The sequence below is a fragment of the Thioalkalivibrio sp. ALE21 genome, assembly GCF_003208255.1.
Taxonomy (GTDB): Bacteria; Pseudomonadota; Gammaproteobacteria; order Ectothiorhodospirales; family Ectothiorhodospiraceae; genus Thioalkalivibrio; species Thioalkalivibrio halophilus.
Genome location: NZ_QKMA01000003.1, coordinates 77,084 through 99,822 on the forward strand (window position 1 = coordinate 77,084; position 22,739 = coordinate 99,822).

Annotated in this window: 22 protein-coding genes; 19 read left to right on the top strand and 3 right to left on the bottom strand. The window is 68.5% G+C overall.

Annotated features, from left to right (window positions below):
* Positions 1–24: 24 nt before the first annotated feature.
* Positions 25–1,032 (bottom strand): 2-hydroxyacid dehydrogenase, encoded by a 1,008-nt coding sequence (locus tag D893_RS03565; protein ID WP_110619156.1) that lies wholly within the window; start codon positions 1,030–1,032, stop codon positions 25–27.
* A 217-nt stretch (positions 1,033–1,249) separates the two neighbouring features.
* Between D893_RS03565 and D893_RS03570 the strand changes: the two genes are divergently transcribed.
* The 7 genes from D893_RS03570 to D893_RS03600 all read left to right on the top strand — a co-directional run bounded on the left by D893_RS03570 (position 1,250) and on the right by D893_RS03600 (position 6,792).
* The gene (locus tag D893_RS03570) at positions 1,250–2,362 is read left to right on the top strand and encodes a 4Fe-4S dicluster domain-containing protein (protein WP_110619157.1); all 1,113 of its coding nucleotides are present in this window, start codon (positions 1,250–1,252) and stop codon (positions 2,360–2,362) included.
* On the top strand, positions 2,359–2,832 hold the full coding sequence (locus D893_RS03575) for a cyclic nucleotide-binding domain-containing protein (protein WP_018947334.1): 474 nt from the start codon (positions 2,359–2,361) through the stop codon (positions 2,830–2,832). The genes D893_RS03570 and D893_RS03575 overlap by 4 nt, the downstream gene beginning before the upstream one ends.
* Positions 2,822–3,682, top strand: a complete 861-nt coding sequence (locus D893_RS03580) for an FAD/NAD(P)-binding protein (protein ID WP_110619158.1) — start codon at positions 2,822–2,824, stop codon at positions 3,680–3,682. The genes D893_RS03575 and D893_RS03580 overlap by 11 nt, the downstream gene beginning before the upstream one ends.
* Complete coding sequence (locus D893_RS03585) at positions 3,679–4,467, top strand: oxidoreductase (protein WP_110619159.1); 789 nt, start codon at positions 3,679–3,681, stop codon at positions 4,465–4,467. The genes D893_RS03580 and D893_RS03585 overlap by 4 nt, the downstream gene beginning before the upstream one ends.
* Positions 4,464–5,762 (top strand): Ni/Fe hydrogenase subunit alpha, encoded by a 1,299-nt coding sequence (locus D893_RS03590; protein ID WP_110619160.1) that lies wholly within the window; start codon positions 4,464–4,466, stop codon positions 5,760–5,762. Before D893_RS03585 ends, D893_RS03590 begins: the two co-directional genes overlap by 4 nt.
* Before the next feature lie 136 nt (positions 5,763–5,898).
* Positions 5,899–6,108: a CopG family transcriptional regulator gene (locus tag D893_RS03595; RefSeq protein WP_110619248.1), complete on the top strand. Its 210-nt coding sequence runs from the start codon at positions 5,899–5,901 to the stop codon at positions 6,106–6,108.
* A 204-nt stretch (positions 6,109–6,312) separates the two neighbouring features.
* Positions 6,313–6,792 (top strand): hydrogenase maturation protease, encoded by a 480-nt coding sequence (locus D893_RS03600; protein WP_110619161.1) that lies wholly within the window; start codon positions 6,313–6,315, stop codon positions 6,790–6,792.
* Positions 6,793–6,947: 155 nt separating this feature from the next.
* Here D893_RS03600 and D893_RS03605 read toward each other — a convergent pair whose 3' ends face one another.
* Entirely contained in the window at positions 6,948–7,553 is a 606-nt protein-coding gene (locus D893_RS03605; protein WP_110619249.1) for a PEP-CTERM sorting domain-containing protein, read from the bottom strand.
* Between the two features lie 588 nt (positions 7,554–8,141).
* On the opposite strand from D893_RS03605, the gene D893_RS03610 reads away from it, so the two are divergent.
* The 4 genes from D893_RS03610 (at position 8,142) to D893_RS03625 (ending at position 14,923) form a co-directional block, all read left to right on the top strand.
* On the top strand, positions 8,142–11,108 hold the full coding sequence (locus D893_RS03610; protein ID WP_110619162.1) for a CheR family methyltransferase: 2,967 nt from the start codon (positions 8,142–8,144) through the stop codon (positions 11,106–11,108).
* Positions 11,098–13,341 (top strand): EAL domain-containing protein, encoded by a 2,244-nt coding sequence (locus D893_RS03615; RefSeq protein ID WP_018947326.1) that lies wholly within the window; start codon positions 11,098–11,100, stop codon positions 13,339–13,341. The genes D893_RS03610 and D893_RS03615 overlap by 11 nt, the downstream gene beginning before the upstream one ends.
* Positions 13,342–13,489: 148 nt before the next feature.
* On the top strand, positions 13,490–13,699 hold the full coding sequence (locus D893_RS03620; protein WP_018947325.1) for a DUF3185 family protein: 210 nt from the start codon (positions 13,490–13,492) through the stop codon (positions 13,697–13,699).
* 84 nt (positions 13,700–13,783) lie between these two features.
* Positions 13,784–14,923 carry an acyl-CoA desaturase gene (locus D893_RS03625; protein ID WP_110619163.1) on the top strand — a complete coding sequence of 380 codons (1,140 nt, stop codon included), beginning with the start codon at positions 13,784–13,786 and terminating at the stop codon, positions 14,921–14,923.
* Between the two features lie 92 nt (positions 14,924–15,015).
* On the opposite strand, the gene D893_RS03630 is transcribed toward D893_RS03625, so the two are convergent.
* Positions 15,016–15,333, bottom strand: a complete 318-nt coding sequence (locus D893_RS03630; RefSeq protein ID WP_018947323.1) for a hypothetical protein — start codon at positions 15,331–15,333, stop codon at positions 15,016–15,018.
* Positions 15,334–15,719: 386 nt separating this feature from the next.
* Between D893_RS03630 and D893_RS03640 the strand changes: the two genes are divergently transcribed.
* From D893_RS03640 to D893_RS03675, 8 genes are all read left to right on the top strand, one after another.
* The gene (locus D893_RS03640; protein ID WP_018947322.1) at positions 15,720–15,980 is read left to right on the top strand and encodes a hydrogenase maturation nickel metallochaperone HypA; all 261 of its coding nucleotides are present in this window, start codon (positions 15,720–15,722) and stop codon (positions 15,978–15,980) included.
* Entirely contained in the window at positions 15,977–18,325 is a 2,349-nt protein-coding gene (hypF, locus tag D893_RS03645) for a carbamoyltransferase HypF (protein WP_110619164.1), read from the top strand. Before D893_RS03640 ends, hypF begins: the two co-directional genes overlap by 4 nt.
* A gap of 4 nt (positions 18,326–18,329) precedes the next feature.
* Positions 18,330–18,587 (top strand): HypC/HybG/HupF family hydrogenase formation chaperone, encoded by a 258-nt coding sequence (locus tag D893_RS03650; protein WP_110619165.1) that lies wholly within the window; start codon positions 18,330–18,332, stop codon positions 18,585–18,587.
* The gene (hypD, locus tag D893_RS03655; RefSeq protein WP_018947319.1) at positions 18,584–19,672 is read left to right on the top strand and encodes a hydrogenase formation protein HypD; all 1,089 of its coding nucleotides are present in this window, start codon (positions 18,584–18,586) and stop codon (positions 19,670–19,672) included. The genes D893_RS03650 and hypD overlap by 4 nt, the downstream gene beginning before the upstream one ends.
* On the top strand, positions 19,669–20,673 hold the full coding sequence (gene hypE, locus D893_RS03660) for a hydrogenase expression/formation protein HypE (protein ID WP_110619166.1): 1,005 nt from the start codon (positions 19,669–19,671) through the stop codon (positions 20,671–20,673). The genes hypD and hypE overlap by 4 nt, the downstream gene beginning before the upstream one ends.
* A 58-nt stretch (positions 20,674–20,731) precedes the next feature.
* Positions 20,732–20,950 (top strand): hypothetical protein, encoded by a 219-nt coding sequence (locus D893_RS03665; RefSeq protein ID WP_110619167.1) that lies wholly within the window; start codon positions 20,732–20,734, stop codon positions 20,948–20,950.
* A 114-nt stretch (positions 20,951–21,064) separates the two neighbouring features.
* Entirely contained in the window at positions 21,065–22,015 is a 951-nt protein-coding gene (locus D893_RS03670) for a PDC sensor domain-containing protein (RefSeq protein ID WP_018868822.1), read from the top strand.
* Positions 22,016–22,114: 99 nt separating this feature from the next.
* Positions 22,115–22,675, top strand: coding sequence for a rhodanese-like domain-containing protein (locus D893_RS03675; RefSeq protein WP_018947316.1), 561 nt, complete (start codon positions 22,115–22,117; stop codon positions 22,673–22,675).
* Positions 22,676–22,739: the final 64 nt, after the last annotated feature.

The window sequence follows — 22,739 nt, forward strand, 5'->3', positions numbered from 1 at the left end:
CTGCGTCCGCAATGCGGCGCGGCTTCACACCAGGCGGCCGGGCAACTCCTCGTGACCCTCCGGATCGCGCGAGAGCACCTGCAGATTCCGGACCGTGGTTTCGGCGATCCCGGTCAGGCCCTCGTGGGTCAGGAACGCCTGATGCCCGGTGACCAGCACGTTGTCGCGCTGCGTCAGGCGCACCAGCCGTTCGTCGGGTACGCCACCCTCGGTCCCGGACCAGTCACGGAAGAACACCGGACCCTCGTCCTCGTAGACGTCCAGGGCTGCCGCGCCCAGCTGCCCGGAATCCAGCGCCGCCTCCAACGCGTCGGTATCCACCAGGGGGCCACGGGCCGTGTTGATCAGGATCGCGCCGCGGGGCATGCGGGCCAGCGTGTCGGCGTTGATCAGGTGCCGGTTGTCACGCGTCAGCGGGCACATCAGGCAGACCACGTTGGATTCGCTCAGCAGACCGTCGAGATCGGTGTAGGTCACGCCGGCGGCCTGCAGCTCCGGATCGGGGTACGGGTCCATCGCCCGGACCCGGGCCCCGAAACCCTGCATGATTCGGCAGAAGATCGCCCCGATCTTGCCGGTACCAATCACGCCCACGTTGCGCTGCGCGACGTCGAAGCCGGCCAGGTGATTCAGGCGGAAATCGCCGCGCCGGGTGCGCTGCCAGGCGAAATGGGTATGCCGGTTCAGCGTCATCAGCAGAGCCACCGCATGCTCGGCGATCGCACTGGGCGAATACGCCGGCACCCGGCCTGCTCGCATGCCCAGGGAGGCGGCATGCTCGTGATCCAGGTTGTCGTGTCCCGAACAGCGCAGGGCGATCACGCGGATGCCCAGCGCATGCAGGCCGTCCAGAGTGGCCGCACCCAGATCGTCGTTGGTGAACGCACACACCGCATCCGCGCCGGCCGCATCGTTGACCGACTCCGGGGTCAAGCGACGTTCGTCCATCACGGGCTCCATCCCCGCCTCGCGCATTAACGGCACGAGGTGTTCATGGTCATGCTGCTGGGCGCTGAATACGGCCACCTTCATCCGGAATCCTCCTGCGACTGGTTGCTTTGACGTGTGCAGGATCGCACACCCGGACCCCGGCCGTGTCAGCGGCCAGGGCGCCAGACCACGGTCGCGCGATGGCCAGACTCGCCCGGGCGGACGGGTAGAACCTGCGTCGCATTTGGCGCACCATGGAAACTGACCGACCGGACCGCAGCGACGGACCGGACGGGACGGGATTCACCGGAGGGATTCCATGGAAGTGATCGCACCACAAGCCGTGGATACGCTGATCCGCCTGCTGGCCGGTGATGGCTACGAGGTGGTGGGGCCGACACGGCGCGACGGCGCGATCGTCTACGACCGGGTGGGCGGCCTCGAGGACCTGCCGGTGGGCTGGACCGACGAGCAGGCCCCCGGGCACTACCGCCTGCGCGAGCGCGAGGACGGCGCGCTGTTCGGCTACGTGGTCGGGCCGCATTCCTGGAAGAAGTACCTGTTCCCCCCCGAGGAGACCCTGTTCCGGCTGACCCGCCAGCCGGACGGGAGCTTCGTGACCGAGCCCGGCGTATCCGACATCCCCCGCCGCGCCTTCATCGGCATGCGCGCCTGCGAGTTGGCGGCGATCGACGTGCAGGACCGGGTGTTCCTCGGCCAGGCGGTGCAGGACCGCGGCTATGCCGCCCGTCGGCGGGACTTGTTCATGGTCGCGGTCAGTTGTGCCGAGCCGGGAGGCACCTGCTTCTGTGCCTCCATGGACACCGGCCCGCGCGCCCGCAAGGGCTTCGACCTGGCGCTCACCGAGGTGATCGACGCCACCCAGCACTTCCTGGTCGCCGAGGCCGGATCCGACGCGGGGCGTGCGATGCTCGACCGGCTGGAGCCGCGCCCGGCCTCGGACGCCGAGCAGGCCGCCGCCGAACGCGTGTGGGCCGAGGCCCCGAAAAAGATGGGTCGGAGCATGCCCGGTGACGCCCGCGAGGTGCTGAACCGGGCCTTCGAACACCCGCGCTGGGAAGAGACCGCCGAGCGCTGCCTGTCCTGCTCCAACTGCACCCTGGTCTGCCCCACCTGCTTCTGCTCGCAGGTCGAGGAGGTGCCCGATCTGGAGGGCCAGCGCACCGAGCGCGTGCGGCGCTGGGATTCCTGCTTCAACCAGGAGCACTCGCACCTGGTCGGCGGGCCCCATCGGGAGTCGGTGGCCGCGCGCTATCGCCAGTGGATCACCCACAAGCTGGCCACCTGGCACGACCAGTTCGACACCTCCGGCTGTGTCGGCTGCGGACGCTGCATCACCTGGTGCCCGGTGGGGATCGACATCACCGAGGAAGTCACCGCGGTGCGCCGCGATCCGGAGGGCCGGGCATGAACGAGCTGCTGACGATCATCGACCAACAGCCGTTTTTCGAGGACCTGGAACCGGAACACCGGCGCCTGCTGGCGGCCTGCGCAGCCAAGTGCGGTTACCCGGCCGGAACGCGGCTGATGCGCGACCACGAACCGGCGGAAACCTTCTGGCTGATCCGCGAGGGGCAGGTCGCGCTGGAGAGCCCCCTGCGCGAAGGCCGGGCAACGTTCCAGACCCTGGGACCCGGCGACATCCTCGGCTGGTCCTGGCTGCTGCCGCCGTACCGCGCCAGTTACGACGCCCGAGCGATCACCGATCTGCAAACCCTGCACTTCGATGCCGGCGTGCTGCGCGAACGCATGGAGGCCGACCCGGCGTTCGGCTACGTGCTGATGAAGCACTTCGCCGCGCTGATCGTGCAACGCCTGCAGGCCGCGCGGTTGCAGGCGCTGGATATCTACAGCCACGGAGGGCCCGGCCATGGCGCCTGACGCGGTTGCAACCCTGCCGGATCAGGCGATGGCGCCAGAGCCCTGGCGCATCCACTCGGTGCGCCGCGACGTGGCCAGCAACGAGGTCTTCAGCTGGACGCTGTACCCCGAACCGGGCGTGGAGCCGGGGCCGCCGCCGGCGCCCGGGCAGTTCAACATGCTTTACCTGTTCGGCGTGGGCGAGGTGCCGATCTCGGTGTCCGCGACCACCGACGACGGCGGCATCGTGCACACCATCCGCGCGGTGGGCAGCGTGACCCGCGCGATGCAGGATCTGGAGGCCGGTGCGGTGGTTGGCCTGCGCGGGCCGTTCGGCACGGCCTGGCCGGTGGAACAGGCGCGCGGGCGCGACCTGGTGCTGGTGGCCGGCGGCATCGGCCTGGCCCCGCTGCGCCCGGTGATCCACGCCGCGCTCCAGCGGCGTTCGGAGTTCGGGCGCATAGTGGTCTGCTACGGGGCGCGCTCGCCCGGCGACATGATCTTCCGCGACGAGCTGGACGCCTGGGAAGCCCGCGACGATGTGGATCTGCGCATCACCGTGGATCGCGGCACTGCCGCCTGGCGCGGCGATGTCGGCGTGGTCACCCAGCTGGTCGATCGCGGCGGTTTCGACCGGCGCAACACCCTGGCGATGGTCTGCGGCCCGGAGGTGATGATGCGCTTCACCGCGTCCTCGCTGGAGCGCCGCGGCCTGAAGCCGGAGGACATCTTCGTGTCCATGGAGCGCAACATGCGCTGCGCGGTGGGCTTTTGCGGCCACTGCCAGATCGGGTCGCACTTCGTCTGCCGCGACGGCCCCGTGTTCCCCTACCCGGTGATGGAACCGGCCTTCCGGGTGCGCGAGCTATGAGTCGGGACAAGCCCACCCTGGCGGTGTTCAAGTTCGCCTCCTGCGACGGCTGCCAGCTCAGCCTGCTGGACTGCGAGGACGAGCTGCTGGCGGTCACCGATCGGATCCGGATCGCCCACTTCCCCGAGGCCACGCGCACCCGCATCGACGGGCCGTGGGACCTGACGCTGGTCGAGGGCTCGATCACCACGCCGCAGGCGGCGGAGGAGATCCGCGAGATCCGCCGCGCCTCGAAGTTCCTGGTGACCATCGGCGCCTGCGCCACCACCGGCGGCATCCAGGCCCTGCGCAACTTCGCGGACGTCGAGGAATTCACCCGCCAGGTCTACGCCCACCCGGAATACATCGAGACCCTGGCCACCTCGGATGCCATCAGCCAGCACGTCCCGGTGGACTTCGAACTGCGCGGCTGCCCGATCGACAAGTACCAGTTGCTGGAGGTCGTCAGCGCCTTCCTCTACGGCCGGCGCCCGCAGGTCTCCAGCGCCAGCGTCTGCGAGGAGTGCAAGCGGGCGGGACAGGTCTGCGTGATGGTCGCCCACGGCACGCCCTGCCTGGGCCCGGTCACCCATGCCGGCTGCGGCGCGCTGTGCCCTGGTTGCAACCGCGGCTGCTATGGCTGCTTCGGGCCCAAGGAGACGCCCAACGCGCCCGGCCTGTCCGGGCAGCTGGAGGCCCTCGGCATGGAGCGCGCCACCCGCGTGCGCTTCTACCGCACCTTCAATGCCGGCGCCGACGCCTTCCGCGAGGAGAGCGAGCGCCAGGAATCAGGAAACGGACCATGAGCGAGACCCGCACCATCGAAGTCGACTACCTCGCCCGCGTGGAGGGCGAGGGCGCGATGTACGTGCGCACCGAGGGCGACCGCGTGGAGGAGGTGAAGCTGTCGATCTTCGAGGCGCCGCGCTTCTTCGAGGGCTTCCTGCGCGGGCGCGACTTCCGCGAGGCCCCGGACATCACCGCGCGCATCTGCGGCATCTGCCCGATCGCCTACCAGATGGGCGCCTCGCTGGCGATGGAGGACATCTGCGGCGTGACAGTGGACGGCGTGCTGCAGGACCTGCGGCGGCTGGCCTACTGCGGCGAGTGGATCGAGAGCCACGCCCTGCATGTATTCATGCTCCACCTGCCGGACTTCCTCGGCTATCCGGATGCGGTCACCGCCGCGAAGGACCACCCGGACATGGTGCGCAACGGCCTGCGCATCAAGAAGATTGGCAACTCGATCCTGCGCCTGCTGGGCGGGCGCGAGATCCACCCGGTCAATCTGCGGGTCGGCGGCTTCTACCGCGCGCCAACGCCCGCCGAGGTCGCCGGCCTGCGCGAGGAGCTGACCTGGGGCCTGGAGGCCTCCTGCGAGGTCGCCGAATTCCTCGCCACCCTCGACTACCCGAACCTCGAACGCGACTACGAGTTCGTGTCGCTGGTGCACCCGGACGAATACCCGATCACCCACGGCCGCCTCGGCTCCGCCAGCGGCCTGGACGCCGCCATCCGCGACTACGACGACGTCTTCACCGAGGAGCACGTGGCCCACTCCAACGCCCTGCACAGCCACCGCTCCGACAGCGGCGAACCGGTGTTCATGGGCCCGCTGGCGCGCTTCGCCCTGAACCGCGAACGCCTCACCCCGCGCGCCGCCGAACTGGCCGAGCGCGCCGGGCTGGGCGCGGCCTGCCGCAACCCGTTCCGCAGCATCCAGGTGCGCATGATCGAGATCGTGCTCGCCTTCGAGGAGGCCCTGCGCCTGGTCGACGGCTACCGGACCGCACCGGGCGAACCCGCGCTGCCGGTCACCCCGCGCGCCGGCACCGGCTTCGGCGCCACCGAGGCCCCGCGCGGCATCTGCTACCACCGCTACAGCATCGACGACGCAGGCATCATCACCGACGCCAAGATCGTCCCGCCCACCTCGGTCAACCAGCCCACCATCGAGGCCGACCTGCGCGAACTGGTGCAGACCCACCTCGACCTGCCGGACGACGAACTGCGCCACCACTGCGAGGTCGCCATCCGCAACTACGATCCCTGCATCTCCTGCGCCACCCACTTCCTCGACCTCACCGTCGACCGCCAGTGAGGCCCAGCACAAGACGGGACGTTTGATTCTGCGCGAGCCAAGATCGTCGTTCTGTTAGAGTAAAGGTATAATTTCTATACCATTCATTCATATGAAAGCGAAGACATTTGACGAGCGCTTTGACAGCGGAGAAGAGATGACCGATGCCCTCGATCTATCCGGGGCCCAGCGGCCGCTCCGCAAACAGCGGCGGGTAAACGTGGACTTCCCGGACTGGATGATCGAGTCGCTGGACCGAGAAGCCAGCCGACTGGGTGTCACCCGCCAGTCGATCATCAAGATCTGGCTTGCGGAGCGGCTGGAAACGACCACTGCCGCCCGGAAAAGCGAGGGCACGCCCCGTTAGCCACCGCCAGGTATCGACCGGGAGCGCCCCGTGGCACGACCATCCGGACAGAACCCTCAGGAAAAACCGCTGTTTTCGGCCTCCGAGACCGAAGAGCGGCACTCGGATCTGAGCGACGGACGCCGCGAAGAAATTGTCCGGGCGGCACGAAACACCCCCATAGCCCGGGAACGCCCGCAAAAGGGATTGGCTACGGCTCCCGCCGTGCCAATCACCGGCAAAGGGCCGTTGGTCATCGGCATCGGCAACCCCTGGCGCGGCGACGACGGTATCGGCCATGCCGTGGTGGACGCGCTGGCCGACACCCCGGGCCTCGCCACCGCGAAAAGCCACGGCGAGCCTGCCGAACTGATGGAGCTGTGGCAGGGCCATGATCCGGTGATCCTCGTCGATGCCATCGTCACCGGCGCCGCCCCCGGCACCCTGCACCGGCTGGACGCCCGCGAGCCCCTGCCGCGCGGCGCCCGTTACTCCTCCCACGGCATCGGCCTCGCCGAGGCCGTGGAACTCGCCCGTTCCCTCGGCGAGCTCCCGGAAACTCTCATCGTCCACGGCATCGAACCCGCCCGCCTTGAGGACGGCGCGTGTCTCTCACCCGAGACCCTCGACACCCTTGCCCGGGTCGTCACCCGGATCACAAAGGACCTCGACGAGGCTGTATCCCGATCCCGCCCGGCTCTCTGAATCGGTTCAGCCCAACGCCAGAAATGCGCCACCCCCTTCCGCAGCCCGCAGGCGTTACGGGAAAGGCCGCACAGACCGGCGCGCGAAGCCGGGCCGCACGTAAAACGGGCCCCGGAATCGCTTCCGGGGCCCGTTGGGGCTGGATCCTCAGGGACTTATGCCATCAATCCCGGGGCCGGCTTCTTGCGCCGGCGCAGGGACCAGCCAAGCATCACGAGACCGAGACCCACGAGAAGCAGCGAGCCGGGCGCCGGGATTTCGCCATGTCCGTTGTCCCGGTAGTAAATCGAGACGTGCGAGATGTCGCGGTCGTTGCCCTGGCCCGGCAACGGAAACGGCGGGCTGGTGAACGGGGTGGCATAGTCTCCATTCAGGGCTCCGGTTGTGATGTCATAGGCGACCAGGTTGGTATTGCCGCCATCCTTGAAGACCATCATCAGGTTATCGAAACTGGCCCAGAAATCGAGGTCCACCAGACCCCAGGTCCCGCTCTCGGCGTCACCGTCGAAACTCACAATGGTGGCCGGGTCACCCGGGTCCGGTGTAAGGGCGTCGCCGTCATCGTCGTACTTGCCGTCGAACGACCAGTCCGAGTAGCCGAAGAACGCGGTATTGTTGATGAGCGTGGGGCTGTCATTCTGGTTGCCATCGAGCGGCTCCAGAATCTGGCAGCCCTGGTTGGGATTGACCTTGTTTTCCAGGCCCCCGTCGACGTCCGAACAGTTGATCAAACTGGCGGAAGCCGGTCCAGCCACGAGCATGCTGCCCGCGAGGAGAAAAGCGAGGGTTCCGCTGCGCGAAACTGTCTTGTCCATGATAGCTACCTCCATGGTATGCGAGGGCAGATTGTGGTTTGGGTGCTGCACTCATACATGGATATGCAACATTCGCGCCCGACGGAATGGGCGGCCTCTCCCCCTTTGAGAACAAAGGCTTGCGTTTCGGGGCCCAACCAGGGGCACAGGGGCGACCACGAACCGTAAAGTATGTGGACAGCCCCCGGGACGACGAAGAGCACGGCCGGAGGGCTCGCGCGGTGCGGGCGGATGTGCCGCAATGACTGGTGTGGTGCGACATACGGCCGGATTCCTCCCCGGGTTCGATGGGCGTGGCCAACGGCGCTGCCCGGGCCCGGGCGTGCGGGTGCGGCCCGATGCTGTAAAGCGATCGGACAGCCTGTCGGTGCGAGCATGGCCGCTGCGGGGTGAAAAACATCCGGGGCCCGCTTCCCGGGGTGCCACCCCCACAAGTCATTAAATGCAGGGGCTCGAGCGCGAACGTGTACATTGATCAGTGTTTCCCTAGTATGTGGGTATCAGCAAACCCGTTCCGCCGTCCGAGAGCAGTCCATGCCGCCACCGAGCGATGATCCCACAGTCCAGGCCCTGCCAATCGTCGGTGTCGGGGGCTCCGCGGGTTCACTCCAGCCCCTTCAGTCCCTTCTGGCCCACCTGCCTGCCGACACCGGGGCGGCCTACGTCATCGTCACCCACCACCCCAGGGGCGAACGCAGTCTGCTGCCGGAGATCCTGGGGCCGCACACGGCCCTGCCGGTACAGATGGTCGAGGAAGGCGAGGCGCTGGCGCCGGACCGCGTGTATGTAGCGCTTCCGGACGACGGCTGGGTCCTGGTCCGGGGACAGCTGATGCGTTCGCGCGACCCCCTGGAACGCCCCGGCAACGGCCCTCCCCACCCCATTGATACCCTCTTCCGTTCACTGGCGGAGGGGGCAGCACACCGGGCCATCGCGATTGTTCTCTCCGGAACGGGCAGCGACGGCACCCTCGGGGTCCAGGCCATCAAGTCGCGCGAGGGCATGGTCATGGCCCATGCCACGGATACCGCCGAGTTCGGCGACATGCCGGGCAATGCCATCGCCACCGGGCAGGTGGACTACGTGCTGCCCGCGGCCGACATGCCAGCCACCCTGACCGGCTATCTCCGTTCCCGGGGTGACCGCCAGAAGGCCCTAGCGGATCATGCCCCTCTGATCCCGCAAAACCTGCTGGCCCGGATCCTGAACCAGGTCCGGCAGCGCACCGGCCACGATTTTTCCGGGTACAAGACCAGCACCCTGCATCGCCGCCTGGAACGGCGCATGGACCTGCGGCAGATCGTGGATGCCGAGGAATACCTGACCTATCTGCAGACGCATCCCGAGGAAATCGACCTGCTCTTTCAGGAGTTCCTGATCAGTGTTACCAACTTCTTCCGGGATCCCCCGGTCTGGACCACGCTGGCAGAGAAGCTGCTGCCGGCCATGCTGCAACGGGCAGCCCGGACGGGGCAGGAGTTCCGCGCCTGGGTGGTGGGCTGTGCGACCGGGGAAGAGGCCTACACGCTGGCCATCCTCGTCCGGGAATGTATCGAGCACTGGGAGCAGGCCCCGGAGGTCCGGATCTTCGCCACCGATGTGGATCAGGCGGCCATCAACATCGCACGGGCGGGACGCTATCCGGCGGGCATTGCCCAGGATCTGACCGAGGCACGGGTGCGCCGGCATTTCTCGGCCGAAAACGACGCCTACCGGATCGGCCGGGAGGTGCGGGACATGGTGGTGTTCGCCGAGCACAACGCGCTGCAGGACCCGCCGTTCACCGGGCTGGATCTCATTACCTGCCGCAACCTGTTGATCTATCTGGAGCGTGACCGTCAGGAGCGTCTCCTGGCGCTGTTCCGTTACTCCCTGCGCAGCCAGGGTCTGCTGCTGCTGGGCGCATCGGAAAGCCCGGATTACCACAGCGAGGCCTTCTCGGTCGCGGACAAGGAAAGCCGGATCTTCCGCGTCCCCGAGGGGGGCCTGCCGTCGCTCCTGCCGGAGATGCCGGGGCCCAGCCGTCACCATCGGGCACTACCCTCCCAGGAAAGCAGCGACAGCCCGGCCACCGGAACCGGGAACAGCCTCGCCCGCAATGTGGAACGCCTGCTGGCCCTGCAGTTCGCTCCGCCGACAGTGGTGGTCAATGACCGCGGGGAGGTGGTGTACATTCACGGACGCACCGGGCGCTTCCTGGAACCCGCCAGCGGCCCCGCGCGGAATCAGATCCTGGAGATGGCTCGGCCGGGGCTGCGGGCGCCGCTGTCCCAGGCGTTGAAGGACGTGACCGGCAGCGATACCGATCACGTGACCCGCGAGGTGCAGGTCCAGACCAACGGCGATACCGAGCCGGTCCGGCTGGAAGTCCGGCGGATCCGGACACCCGCCGCCCTTTCGGGATTCCGCCTGGTGGCCCTGCATTCGGTCCCTGCCGTGGACCCGGCGGAAGCATCCATTGAATCGTGTGCGACGGCAGCCGCCCCGGAAGGCGGCAATACCGCGGACGCAACCCGGCTGAAGCGGGAGCTGGAGGCCCTGCGTCAGGACAAGCAGTTCGCGGTCAAGGAACTGCAGTCCTCCAACGAGGAGCTGCAGTCCCTTAACGAAGAACTGCAGTCCATGAACGAGGAGCACCAGAGCAGCAACGAGGAGCTGGAAGCTGCCAAGGAGGAAGTCGAGTCCCTCAACCAGGAGCTGCGCAGCGTCAATACCGAGCTGCAGACCCGGGTGGATGACCTGACCGAGGCCAACGATGACCTCAAGAACCTCCTGGAGAGCACCCACCTCGCCATCCTGTTCCTGGATGAATCCCTGAACATCAAGCGCTTTACCATGCCCGCGCAGACCCTGATCGCGGTACGCCCCTCCGACATCGGCCGCCCTTTGAGGGAGCTGACCACCAGGCTTTGCTACGACTCCCTCGAGGCGGACGCCGAGGCGGTTCTGGACAGCCTGATCCCCCGCGAGGTGAAGGTGCAGACGCAGACCGGCCACTGGTATCTGCTGCGCATCCAGCCCTACCGCAGCACCCGGAACGTGATCCGCGGGGTGGTGTGTACCTTCCAGGACATTCAGGCCGCTCAGGGGGTAGCCCGTCCCGAGGCATTCTTCCGGGCGGTCGTCGACACCGTTCGCGAGCCCCTGCTGGTCCTGAATTCGGAGTTGCGGGTGGTGTCCGCCAACGACGGCTTTTATCGCAGCTTTCCCCTGACCCCGGAGTCGGTGGAAGGCCGAAGCCTGTTCAAGCTGGCAGACGGGCAGTGGAACCACCCGGAATTGCGGGCCCTGCTGACCGAGGTCCTGCCGCAGAACAAGGCCTTCCACGACTTCGAGCTGACAGCGGATTTCGGCGACCCGGAGTCGACCGGCCTGCTCCTGAACGGCCGTCGCCTGGAACTGGAGGACGACGCGAGCATGATCCTGCTCACCATGGAGTTCCGGAGACCGGTGTCCCGGGCCCCGGAACCCGCCGCAAGGAGCCCCGACCATGGACCATGACGACCCGAAACCCCTTCCGCCCGAGGCCCTGCGCGAAGCGGCCCGTCAGCGCCTGGGGCGCGGCCTGACGGACATCTCCGAACGGACCGATGCGGATACCCGGGCCCTGGTGGCGGAGCTGGAGCTGCATCAGGAGGAGCTGAGGATCCAGAACGAGGTGCTGCAACAGGCACGGGACCACCTGGAAACCGCCCGGGATCGCTACCGGGACCTGTTCCAGCAGGCCCCGATGGGTTACCTGATCCTGGACGACGAGGGTCGGATACGGGAGGCCAACCGGGCCGCCACCGAACTCCTCGCCCCGGGAACCGATGTCACCGACCAGCCCCTGTCCGCTTTCGTGGCCACCGAATCCCAGGATGCACTGCACCTGCACCGCCGTGCACTGACCGGCGCGGGGAAGGCCCATGTTGTGGACGAACTGAACCTGGTGGGCGACGGCTCAAGCCCGCGGACCGTGCGCATGGACACGGTGGCGGAACGCAACAAGGACGCCGCCGAGGCCCGGTTCCGTTGTGCCCTCATGGATATCACGGAACGCCGCCGCGCGGAGGATCAGCTCCGGATCGCGGCCCATGTGTTCGAGGACGCCGGCGAGGCCATCGTGGTGACGGATCCGGCCGGCCGCATCCAGACCGTCAACCAGGCCTTCACCCGCATTACCGGCTACACCAGCAGCGACGCCATGGGCGTCAAAATCGGCCGCCTGCTCAAATCCGGACGCCACAGCCAGGCCTTCTACGAAGAAATGTGGGAAGGCATCAACCAGCGCGGATTCTGGGAGGGGGAGATCTGGAACCGGCGAAAGAACGGGGATGTTTACCCGGAATGGCTGACCATCAACCGCGTGGATGACGATGTCGGCCAGCCCCGTTACTTCGTGACGGTCTTTTCGGACATCAGCCAGCTCAAGGATTCCCACCGGGAGGTCGAATACCTGGCCAACCACGATGCGCTGACCGGCCTGTCGAACCGCAACCTGTTCCAGGACCGACTTCTCCAGGCCATTGCCCAGGCCCGGCGCGACGGGAAACAGGCGGCCCTGCTGTTCCTCGATCTGGACGATTTCAAGACCATCAATGACACCCTGGGCCACGAGGTGGGCGACGAGCTGCTGGTCGAAGTGGCCTCCCGGCTGCAGGAGGTGGTGCGTGACGTGGATACGATCGCGCGCCTGGGCGGCGATGAGTTTACGGTCATCCTCGCCGACACTCACACCGACGAAGCCGCCTCGATTGCCCGGCGCCTGGTGGCGACCCTTGCTCGCCCGTTTGAAGTCCGGGGCCGAAGCCTGCGTGTCACCTGCAGCATCGGCCTGGCGCTGTACCCCGACGACGGCGAGGATGCGGACACCCTGTCCCGCGCAGCCGACATGGCCATGTACCGGGCCAAGGCCGACGGCCGCAACCGGCTGCGTCTGTACGAACCGGCACTGCACCGGCGCCTGATGGAAGACTGCAGCCTGGAGGACGCGCTGCGCCGGGCTCTGGTCAACGACGAACTGCGCCTCGTCTATCAGCCCCAGTTCGACGCAGGCGATCCGGAACGGCTCGTGGGCGCGGAGGCCCTGCTGCGCTGGGAGCACCCGGAGAGGGGAGCGGTCAGTCCGGGACACTTCATACCCGTTGCGGAGAAATCCGACCTGATCACCGAGCTGGGCCGGCGGGTGGAGAAGATCCTGTGCGAACAGGTCGGCGCCTGGCGGGCGGCCGGGCTCGACCCGCCCCCGATCTCCTTCAATGTCTCGCCCCGGGACTTTCGGGAAGGGGAGTTCGCCACGGCGCTGTTCCAGTGCATGACGCACCACGGCATCGGCGCAGACCAGCTCCAGCTGGAGTTCACCGAGGGCACGCTTACCGAGCGCTCCGATATCGTCCACGAGGAGATCCGCAGGCTTCACCAACAGGGGATCCACCTGGCCATCGACGATTTCGGGACCGGTTACTCCTCCCTGATCAACCTCAAGCGGCTCCCCCTCGCCGAGCTCAAGATCGACAAATCCTTTGTGGACGGGCTGGGCACGGACGAGAACGACGAAGCCATTGCCCGCGCCAGCCTCGCCATGGCACGCGCCCTGGCCCTGCGGACGGTAGCCGAGGGCGTGGAGACCCCGCAGCAGCTGGCCTGGCTGCGGGCGCACGGCTGTGACCGTGTCCAGGGCTTCCTCCTTGCGCATCCTCTCGAGGCGGAGGATTTCCGGGCCATGCTGCAGGGCACCCGAAGAGCCCGATAATCCGGATCCGGGATCGTGCCTGCGCGAAGCAGGGGCCGTCGTCGGCAACCCCGCGGGCAAGGGTCTAGACTTCAGGGAAGCACTGATCCGGTGCACGTTCGTGCTGGCACCCCGCTAACCATGACACCGGAGCGCAAGGAGAAAGTCCATGAGTCCGGTTCGCATTCTCGGTATCGTCCTGCTGGTCGCAGGGATCGTGATTCTTTATTTTGGCTGGCAGACTTCGCAGGGCTTGGTCGAACAGGCCCACGAGACCCTGACCGGCCGGTTCACGGATGAAACCACGTGGTATTTCATCGGGGGCGGTGTGGCCGTAGTCCTGGGGCTGCTGCTGACGATATTTGGCGTCAAACGTTAAACCCCGGGCATTTTCCGGGGGCAGGGCTGTCTTACTCGTACAGGCAGGAGCGCCCTGCTCCTCCGTCTCGCAAGCAGGTTTTCCATGTCCGCACACACCCCTCCCGTCGCCTGGACCTCGGCCATCTTTTTCGCCCTGTCGAATCTGGCCGCACTCACGCTGGTGCCCTGGTGGGGTCTCACACAGGGTTTCAGTGGCGCAGCCTGGCTGTTCTTCGGACTGTTCCTGGTATTGAGCGGGCTGGGGATCACGGTCGGCTATCACCGCCTGTGGGCGCATCGCAGCTTCAAGGCGCGTGGCCCGCTGCGCGTGATTCTGGCGCTTTGCGGGGCGCTGGCGCTGCAGAACAGCATCTACAACTGGAGTGCCCGGCACCGCGTGCATCATGGCTACGTGGATGACGTGGAACGCGACCCGCATTCCATCAAGCGCGGCTTCTGGCACGCCCACATGGGATGGATGCTGCGCAACTGGCCCGCCAGCCGGGCCGATTATTCGCGCGCGAAGGACCTGACGAAGGATCCGGTGGTGATGTGGCAGCACCGCCACTACTGGACCCTGGTGTGGGGGCTGAACCTGGGGCTGCCCTTGCTGCTGGGGCTGGTGTTCGGGGACGTGATCGGCATGCTGCTGCTGGCGGGCGTGCTGCGGCTGGTGCTCAGTCACCATTTCACGTTCTTTATCAACTCCCTGGCGCACTGGTGGGGATGGCGCCCCTACAGTGACGAGAATACCGCCGTGGACAACGGCCTGGTCGCGTTGCTCACCTGGGGCGAGGGGTACCACAACTTCCACCATGCCTTTCAGGGCGACTATCGCAACGGGGTGCGCTGGTGGCAGTACGACCCCTCGAAGTGGCTGATCAACCTGCTGGCCTGGACGGGCCTGGTGCATGACCGGCGCTGGACGCCGCGCTTCAAGATCCTGCGCGCGCGGCTGCACACCGAGTTCCGCCGCCTGCTGAACTCCGATGCGGCCGGGCCGATGCACGACACCTGGCGCGCGACCGTGGAACGCGAGTACCAGCACTTCCGCGATACGGTGAACCAGTGGCAGCAGGTGCAGGCGGACAACATGCGGGCCGGTCGCGAGGCCCTGAACGACCGCTGGCTGCGCACGGAACTGCGCACCCGATTCAAGGAGCTGGAGTATCGCCTCAAGATGCAGCGCCGCCGCCTGCGCGCGCTGTCGGCCTGCCACCGGACGCCATCGGCTTCCGCCTGACGCCGTGCCCTCCCGGGAGTTCAGGGACCCGGGGAGTCCATTGAAGCGGACACCCCGGTCGAGCTCGGGCATGCGCCCGCCGCCCCGTCACGCTATGCCGTGTCGTCGGCGATCTTTTTCGCCACGCGATCGGCGACCTTGCCACGCACCACCACCTCGTCGGCTCCGGCCTCACGCGCGGCCTTGAGCATGCTCCCTTCCACATGCGGGCCAAAGGCGAGGATGGCGGCACCCGGACAGCGTTCACGCCAGGTCGACACACTCGCGACGTCCCGTGCACCCAGGTCGATCACGATCAGGTCGGGGGCTGCGGGCTCGCCGCTGCCGGTCACTTCGGCACCGGCCGCGCGCCAGCGCGATTCGAGCCGCACGCGGGTCATCAGGTCGGGGGTGTCGATGTGGATCTGCATGGATGTCGGGCTCCGTTCAGTGGGTGTCCGCCGCCCGTACCCGTCGAACATGCCGGATGACATCCGCGGCGAACGGGATGGAGAGGACAACGCCGGATCGAGGAACCCGGGGTGCCAACCCCGAAGGGGCTCGGCCGCCCGTTGTTGATCAAAACGGGCGCGCGCACGGCGTTGCGGCTCCCTTGTGCAGAATGCTGCACGGCGGTCACCGCGCCTTGTTCGCACGCAAAAGCGACTCGAGCGCGAACGTGCACATGGATCAGTGTTTCCCTGGCAGAAACATCGACGGTTTCCAGGTTTCGTTCTTTTCCATGCCGCCTCCCTGCAGCCATTATAGGAAGGAACCAGTCTACCTTAAGGAAACCGGGACGGGGAGACACTGAACCATGCACGAACATTCGCTGATGGCCGACTTGCTGCGCAAGATCGAACAGGTGGCGGCCGACAACAACGCCGAGCGCGTGACCCGGGTCCGGGTGTGGCTGGGGGCGCTGTCGCATATCACGCCGGAGCATTTCCGCGAGCATTTCGAGGACGGCACCCGCGGCACGCTGGCCGAGGGCGCCGAACTGGAGGTGGAGACCTCGGACGACGAGACCCACCCCGAAGCCCAGCAGATCCTGCTGCGGAACCTGGACGTGGTGTGAACGACCGCGCCCGTGCGCGCTGGCGCCTGATCGTCGCAGGCCGGGTACAGGGCGTCGGGTTCCGGCCGTTCGTCGCCCGTCAGGCCCGTCGGCTGGGGCTGACGGGGGCGGTCGCGAACACCCCGGAAGGGGTCGTGATCGAGATCGAAGGGCCGCAGGCGGCGCTGAGTTCCTTCCGCCGTTCCCTGGAGGAGGACGGCCCGCCGGCCGCACGCGTGGACCTGATCACCGCCACCACGATTCCGCCGCTCGGCGATGCGGATTTTTACGTCCGCACCAATCATGCCGCCGGCGGGGGCGCTCCCGCACTGGCCCCCGACCGCGCGCCCTGCCCGGCGTGTCGGGCCGAAATCCGTGACCCGGCTGCGCGGCGGTTCCGCTATCCGTTCACCGCCTGTGCCGACTGCGGACCGCGCTGGAGCATCGCGACCGACCTGCCCTGGGACCGGGCCCACACCACGCTGGCGGCGTTCCCGCTGTGCCCGGCCTGCCGGACGGAGTTCGAAGATCCGGAGGATCGGCGCTTCCACGCCGAGGCCATGGCCTGCCCCGCCTGCGGCCCGCAACTGACGCTGCGCACGCCGGACGGGGGCGCGCGGAGCACCGGCGACGACGCCCTGCGCGCGGCGGTGGACACCCTGCGCGAAGGGGGCATTCTGGCCCTGAAGGGGACGGGCGGCTTCCAGCTGCTGGTGGATGCCACCCGTCCGGAAGCGGTCGCGCGGCTGCGCCGGCGCAAGCAGCGGCCGGAGAAACCACTGGCGATCATGCTGCCGGGTCGGGCCGAAACGGATACGCTCGCCCGCATCGACGATGTCGAGCGGGCGCTGCTGGAATCCCCGGAGGCCCCCATCGTGCTGGTCGAGGGCCGGCCGGAGGCGCCGCTGGCCGAAGAGGTCGCCCCGGGTCTCGGGCGTCGCGGACTGATGCGCCCGTCCACCCCGCTGCACCTCCTGCTCCTGGACGACTTCGGCGAACCGGTGGTCTGCACTTCCGGGAACCGCAGCGGCGAGCCCCTGTGCGTGGAAGGCGACGAGGCGGTTGCCCGGCTGGGCGATATCGCGGACGCGATCCTGGATCACGACCGGCCGGTCGCACGGGCGCTGGACGACTCCGTGTTCCAGGTCGCCGCCGGCGAACCCCAGTGCCTGCGACTGGGGCGCGGCTGCATGCCAACGCGCGTGCCACTACCTGCGGGGGAGCCCGCGGTTGCGCCCGCGCCGGTCACCCTGGCCCTGGGCGGGCAGCTCAAGGCCGCGCCCGCCCTGGCGCTCGGGAATGAAGTGGTGGTCGGCGCCCATGTCGGCGACCTGGAAAGCGACACGGCATTACAGCGGCTGAACCGCGAGGCCCGGGCGCTGGGGGAGCTCTGCGGGGTGGACATCGAACGGGTCGCCTGCGACCGGCACCCGGATTACGCCTCCACGCGCCTGGCCGAAACCTGGAACCTGCCGCTCACGCGGGTACAGCATCATCATGCCCATGCGGTCGCTGCCCTCGCGGAGCACGGCGTGCGCGAACCGGCGCTGGCCCTGGTGTGGGACGGGGCCGGGCTGGGCGACGACGACACGCTGTGGGGCGGCGAGTGCCTGAGCCTCGACCGTGACGGGAGCTGGCGCCGCAGCGGGCATCTGCGACCGTTCCGCCTGCCCGGGGGCGAGGCCGCCATGCGCGAACCGCGGCGCGCGCTGCTGGGTCTGCTGCATGCCCGGTACCACGGCGATCGCGCGGCCCTCGAGGCCAGCCCCGCGCGCGCCCTGTTCACCGCAGCGGAATGGCGGCCGCTGCTCGCCTGCCTGGACCGGGGGATCAACGCCCCGGTGACCTCCAGTGCGGGAAGGCTGTTCGATGCGGTCGCGGCACTCAGCGGCCTGCGCATCGCCGCCGGCTACGAAGGGCAGGCCGCGCTACACGTACAGGAAGCCGCGGAAGCGGCAGGGCACCCGGACGACCGGGCACGGTACGGTGATCCAGACGCGATCCCGCTGGATACCGATCTTGCACCCTGGCAGGGCGACTGGGCCCCGCTGGTCGATGCCCTGCTCGCGGAACGCGCGGCGCGGCCGGTGGACGCGCCCGCACGCATGGCCACGCGGCTGCACCGGGCGCTCGCGGGATTCGCGGTCGCGGCGGCCCGCGCCAATAACCGGGAAACCGTGGCATTGACCGGCGGATGCTTCCAGAATCGGCATTTGCTGCAACAATGCGTGGACGCCCTGCGGGCGGCCGGTTTCCGCCCGCTCTGGCCGCAGCGCATCCCGCCCGGCGACGGCGGGCTGGCGACCGGCCAGGCCGTGATTGCAAGACGGGCGACCTCGCCCGTGCGAACCACCGACGGAGACTGAGACCATGTGCCTGGCCATCCCCGGCCGCATCGACCACGTGGAGGAGGCGGACGATCCGCTGTTCCGCCAGGCGCGCGTCGCGTTCGGCGGCGTCACCCGAACGGTCTCTCTGGCCTGCACGCCGGAGGCCGGGCCGGGCGACTACGTGCTGGTGCATGCCGGCATCGCGATCGCCACCCTCGACGAGGCGGCCGCCGAACGCACCCTGGCGTCGCTGCGCGAAATCCCCGGGCACGATCCGTCCGCTCCGGAGGCTCCGTGAAGCACCTCGACGAATACCGCGACCCGGCGCTGATCCTGCAGCAGGTCGAGGCGATCCGCGCGGCCTGCACCCGGCGCTGGACGCTGATGGAGGTCTGCGGCGGCCAGACCCACGCGATCCTGCGCCACGGGCTGGATGAATTGCTGGCCGACTCGGTCGAGCTGCTCCACGGGCCCGGCTGCCCGGTCTGCGTGACCCCGGCCGAGACCCTTGATCAGGCGGTACTGCTGACCCGCCGCCCGGAGGTGATGCTGTGCACCTTCGGCGACATGCTGCGCGTACCGGGCGCGCTGGGCGACCTGAACGCCGCGCGCGCGGCCGGGGGCGACGTGCGCGTGATCTACTCGCCGCTGGATGCTGTCGCACTGGCGCGGGAACACCCGAAGCGCGAGGTGGTGCTGCTCGCGGTGGGCTTCGAGACCACCGCCCCGGCCGCCGCCATCGCGGTGCTGCAGGCCGAGGCCCTGGGCCTGACCAACCTGTCGCTGCTGGTCTCGCACTCACTGGTGCCGCCGGCGATGGAGGCCCTGCTGACCGACCCGGACAGTCGCATCCAGGGCTTTCTGGCCGCCGGACACGTCTGCACGGTGGAAGGTGCAGACGTCTACCGGACGATCGCCGAACGCTTCCGGATTCCCATCGTGGTGACGGGCTTCGAGCCGGTGGACCTGCTGGCCGGGATTCGGGCCTGCGTGGAGCAGCTGGAACGCGGCGAAGCGCGGGTGGAGAACCGCTACGACCGGGCCGCCCGCGATGACGGCAACGCCGCCGCGCGCGATGCGGTCACCCGCGTGTTCGAGCCGGTGGAACGCGAGTGGCGCGGGATGGGCCGCCTGCCCGCCAGCGGCCTGGGCCTGCGTCCGGAATACGCGCGCTTCGATGCCCTGAAGCGCTTTGACCTGGCCGGGACCGAATCCGGAGGAGACGGTCCCTGTATCGCCGGCCAGGTGCTGCGCGGGCTGAGCCGACCCACCGACTGTCCGGCCTTCGGCCGCGAATGCACCCCGGATCACCCCCTGGGGGCGCCGATGGTCTCCTCCGAGGGGGCCTGTGCGGCCTACCTCCACTACCGGGGCGAGACATGACCACCGAGGTCGTGCGGCTGGCACATGGCGGCGGGGGCCGGCTGCAGGCCGGGCTGCTGGACGAGGTGATCCTGCCGGCCCTCGGCGCCCGCGCCTGCGGCGCCCCCGATGCGGCCGTGCTCGACGCGCCGGGCGGGCGCCTGGCCATGACCACCGACAGCTTCGTGGTGCGGCCGCTGTTCTTTCCCGGCGGCGACATCGGCCGCCTCGCGGTACACGGCACGGTCAACGACCTGGCGATGGCCGGGGCGCGTCCGCGCTGGCTGACCCTCGGACTGATCCTGGAAGAGGGACTGCCCCTGGACGACCTGCGCCAGATCCTCGCCTCGGTACGCACGGCTGCCGAGGCATGCGGCGTATCCTTGGTGGCCGGCGACACCAAGGTGGTGGAGGCCGGGCATGGCGACGGGGTCTATATCAACACCACCGGCGCGGGCATCGTCCCGGAGGGCGTGCGGGTCGACCCGGCGACGATCCGGCCGGGCGACGTGCTGCTGGCCAGCGGCGACCTCGGGCGCCATGGCGTGGCCATCCTTGCCGCACGCGAGGACCTCGGCCTCGAGCCGCCCGTGCCCAGCGACAGCGCGGCGGTCGCTGCAGCCGTGGCGGCCCTGCTGGATGCCGGGGTGGCGGTACATGCACTGCGCGACCCGACCCGTGGCGGCGCCGTTGCCGCGCTGCAGGAGCTGGCCGACGCGTCCGGCTGCCGCCTGGTGCTGGAGGATGAGGCCATCCCCGTACGCGAAGACGTGCGCGGGGCCTGCGAGATCCTCGGGCTGGACCCGCTGCACTCGGCCTGCGAGGGCCGTTTCCTCGCGGCCGTCCCGGAGGATCACGCGGGGCAGGCACTGGCGATCCTGCGATCCGTTCCCGAGACCCGGGACGCGGTCGCCATCGGCCGGGCCGCGGCCGGCGACCCCGCGGTGATCCGGCGCCTGGCCACCGGCGTGGAACGCCGACTGGTCCTGCCGGCCGGAGAACAGCTCCCGCGCATCTGCTGAAAACCGCGCCGGCACGCGCTATCGTTGGCCGGGCCCGCCATACCACCGGAGACCGACCATGCCCCTTCGCCCCCTCGCTCTCGCCCCCCTGGCCCTGGCCTCCAGTCCGGCGCTCGCGCACCCCGGACATGGGCACGGCGACGGCCATTCCCTGCTGCATTATCTGAGCTCGCCGGAGCATGTCTGGCCCGCGGCCGCGGCCCTGCTGCTGGCCGCCGTGATCGGCGGCGCCTGGCTGTGGCGGCGCTCGCGCCGACGGAAAAACCCGCGGAGCTGACGGCGGGCACGAATCCTGCTGACAAACCAGTCAACGCTCGGGAGAGCCGGTCACGACAGTGAAAACCCGGTTCGGGGATAATGCGCGCGCACCAAAAGGAATCGGAAACGCACCATGAACGAACTGAAACAGGCCATCGAGCACCAGCGGGAGTACCTGGAAGAGCGGCTGCATGAGCCGCTGAGCGGGATCGCGGCGCGCCTGGTGCCGGCCTGGCCCCGGCGCGAAGAACTGGACTCGATCCTGGAGGACGGGATCCGGCGGATCCCCGAGGCCACATTCATGTACGCGCTCAACACCCGCGGGATCCAGCTGTCCGACAACATCTCCCGCAGCGGCGTGCTGCCCGAGCACTTCGGCCGCGACCGCTCGCAGCGGCCATACATGAAGGAGGCCGTGCCGGCCGATGGTTTCCTGCTGTCCGAGGCCTATATCAGCCTGCTGGGGCGGCGCCCGTCGCTGACCGCCCTGCAGCTCGTCCGCGACGACAACGGCCGGGCCCTGGGTTTCCTCGGCGCGGACTTCGACCTGCGCAACCTGCCGGACCTGTCGGAGGACCTGTACGAGGAATCCAGCGAGTGGCGTCAGATCAAGGGCGACCCGTCGATCCGCGGCACGCTGTTCCAGCAGAGCCGCACCGAAAGCCTGATGGACCGCAACATGGACACCGCGCTGGCCATCCTGGAGGAGCTGTTCACCGAACGCGGCGTGTTCCAGGGCGTGTTCCACTTCTCCAGCTCGCGCGCGACCCTGTGGACCACCGAGGATCCGTACCGCTACCGCATCCTGACCCACGAGTCGCTGGCCGACCCGGATGTCTGCCTGGCCTTCCCCCACGAGCCCTACCCGGAGGAGGCACTGATCCCGCAACGGGACATCGGCCGGGTGCTGGACGGCCTGCGGACCCTGCGTTTCGCCGACGACACCGTGTATCTGCGTTCCGCGTCGCTCAACCTGTTCAACGGCATGGTCAGCCTGACCTTCTCCTGCGACGGCTCGCACTACATGACCTCCGAGGAATTCCTCGGGCGTTCCATCGAATTCTGGCTGGGGGCGACCGGCTGATCCGCCCCGGCCTCATACCCCCTCGGGGGCCGGGTCATTTTCCCGGGGTCACGGCGCTGCATGTATATTAGTATTCCCTAATAAACACTGGAGAGAAGCATGCAGCGTACCCTCGCCGCCCTGACTCTGGGCCTGGCCCTCGCCCTGCCCGCCACCGCCGTGGCCGACGACGTCCACGAATTCGGGATCTCGCCGCAGGCGACCTACAACCTGGTGCAGGAAGACGGCGATGACATCCTGTTCATCGATGTCCGCGACCCGGTCGAGATCATGTTCGTGGGCTTCACCGACGAGGTCGATCTCAACATCCCCTTCCTGCTGGTGGACCGCCACGACTGGGATGACGAGAAGAACCGCTTCAACCCCTCGCGTAACCCCGACTTCGTCGACCAGATCGACGCGGCGCTGGACGAGCGCGGCCTGGACCGTGACACCACGATCATCACCATGTGCCGCTCCGGCAGCGAACGCGGAGAGCCCAGCGCGGCATTCCTGCGCGAGAACGGCTTTCCCAACGCCCGTTACGTGGTCAACGGCTTCCAGGGCGACGCCATCAGCGAAGGCGAACGCGCCGGCTTCCGCCTGAAGAACGGCTGGCAGAACTCCGGCCTGCCGTGGAGCCGCGAGATGAACGCCGACAAGATCCACCGCAGCGACTGACCCCACCCGGATCCGTCCGGATCCTCCGCGGCCCCGGATGCCACCGGGGCCGTTTCACCCGTTT

What these genes read in the sequence shown, in the direction of transcription:
- D893_RS03565 (WP_110619156.1), bottom strand. Translation starts at nt 1,032, where the DNA reads ATGAAGGTGGCCGTATTCAGCGCCCAGCAGCATGACCATGAACACCTC.
- D893_RS03570 (WP_110619157.1), top strand. Translation starts at nt 1,250, where the DNA reads ATGGAAGTGATCGCACCACAAGCCGTGGATACGCTGATCCGCCTGCTG.
- D893_RS03575 (WP_018947334.1), top strand. Translation starts at nt 2,359, where the DNA reads ATGAACGAGCTGCTGACGATCATCGACCAACAGCCGTTTTTCGAGGAC.
- D893_RS03580 (WP_110619158.1), top strand. Translation starts at nt 2,822, where the DNA reads ATGGCGCCTGACGCGGTTGCAACCCTGCCGGATCAGGCGATGGCGCCA.
- D893_RS03585 (WP_110619159.1), top strand. Translation starts at nt 3,679, where the DNA reads ATGAGTCGGGACAAGCCCACCCTGGCGGTGTTCAAGTTCGCCTCCTGC.
- D893_RS03590 (WP_110619160.1), top strand. Translation starts at nt 4,464, where the DNA reads ATGAGCGAGACCCGCACCATCGAAGTCGACTACCTCGCCCGCGTGGAG.
- D893_RS03595 (WP_110619248.1), top strand. Translation starts at nt 5,899, where the DNA reads ATGACCGATGCCCTCGATCTATCCGGGGCCCAGCGGCCGCTCCGCAAA.
- D893_RS03605 (WP_110619249.1), bottom strand. Translation starts at nt 7,553, where the DNA reads ATGCTCGTGGCTGGACCGGCTTCCGCCAGTTTGATCAACTGTTCGGAC.
- D893_RS03610 (WP_110619162.1), top strand. Translation starts at nt 8,142, where the DNA reads ATGCCGCCACCGAGCGATGATCCCACAGTCCAGGCCCTGCCAATCGTC.
- D893_RS03615 (WP_018947326.1), top strand. Translation starts at nt 11,098, where the DNA reads ATGGACCATGACGACCCGAAACCCCTTCCGCCCGAGGCCCTGCGCGAA.
- D893_RS03620 (WP_018947325.1), top strand. Translation starts at nt 13,490, where the DNA reads ATGAGTCCGGTTCGCATTCTCGGTATCGTCCTGCTGGTCGCAGGGATC.
- D893_RS03625 (WP_110619163.1), top strand. Translation starts at nt 13,784, where the DNA reads ATGTCCGCACACACCCCTCCCGTCGCCTGGACCTCGGCCATCTTTTTC.
- D893_RS03630 (WP_018947323.1), bottom strand. Translation starts at nt 15,333, where the DNA reads ATGCAGATCCACATCGACACCCCCGACCTGATGACCCGCGTGCGGCTC.
- D893_RS03640 (WP_018947322.1), top strand. Translation starts at nt 15,720, where the DNA reads ATGCACGAACATTCGCTGATGGCCGACTTGCTGCGCAAGATCGAACAG.
- D893_RS03650 (WP_110619165.1), top strand. Translation starts at nt 18,330, where the DNA reads ATGTGCCTGGCCATCCCCGGCCGCATCGACCACGTGGAGGAGGCGGAC.
- hypE (WP_110619166.1), top strand. Translation starts at nt 19,669, where the DNA reads ATGACCACCGAGGTCGTGCGGCTGGCACATGGCGGCGGGGGCCGGCTG.
- D893_RS03665 (WP_110619167.1), top strand. Translation starts at nt 20,732, where the DNA reads ATGCCCCTTCGCCCCCTCGCTCTCGCCCCCCTGGCCCTGGCCTCCAGT.
- D893_RS03670 (WP_018868822.1), top strand. Translation starts at nt 21,065, where the DNA reads ATGAACGAACTGAAACAGGCCATCGAGCACCAGCGGGAGTACCTGGAA.
- D893_RS03675 (WP_018947316.1), top strand. Translation starts at nt 22,115, where the DNA reads ATGCAGCGTACCCTCGCCGCCCTGACTCTGGGCCTGGCCCTCGCCCTG.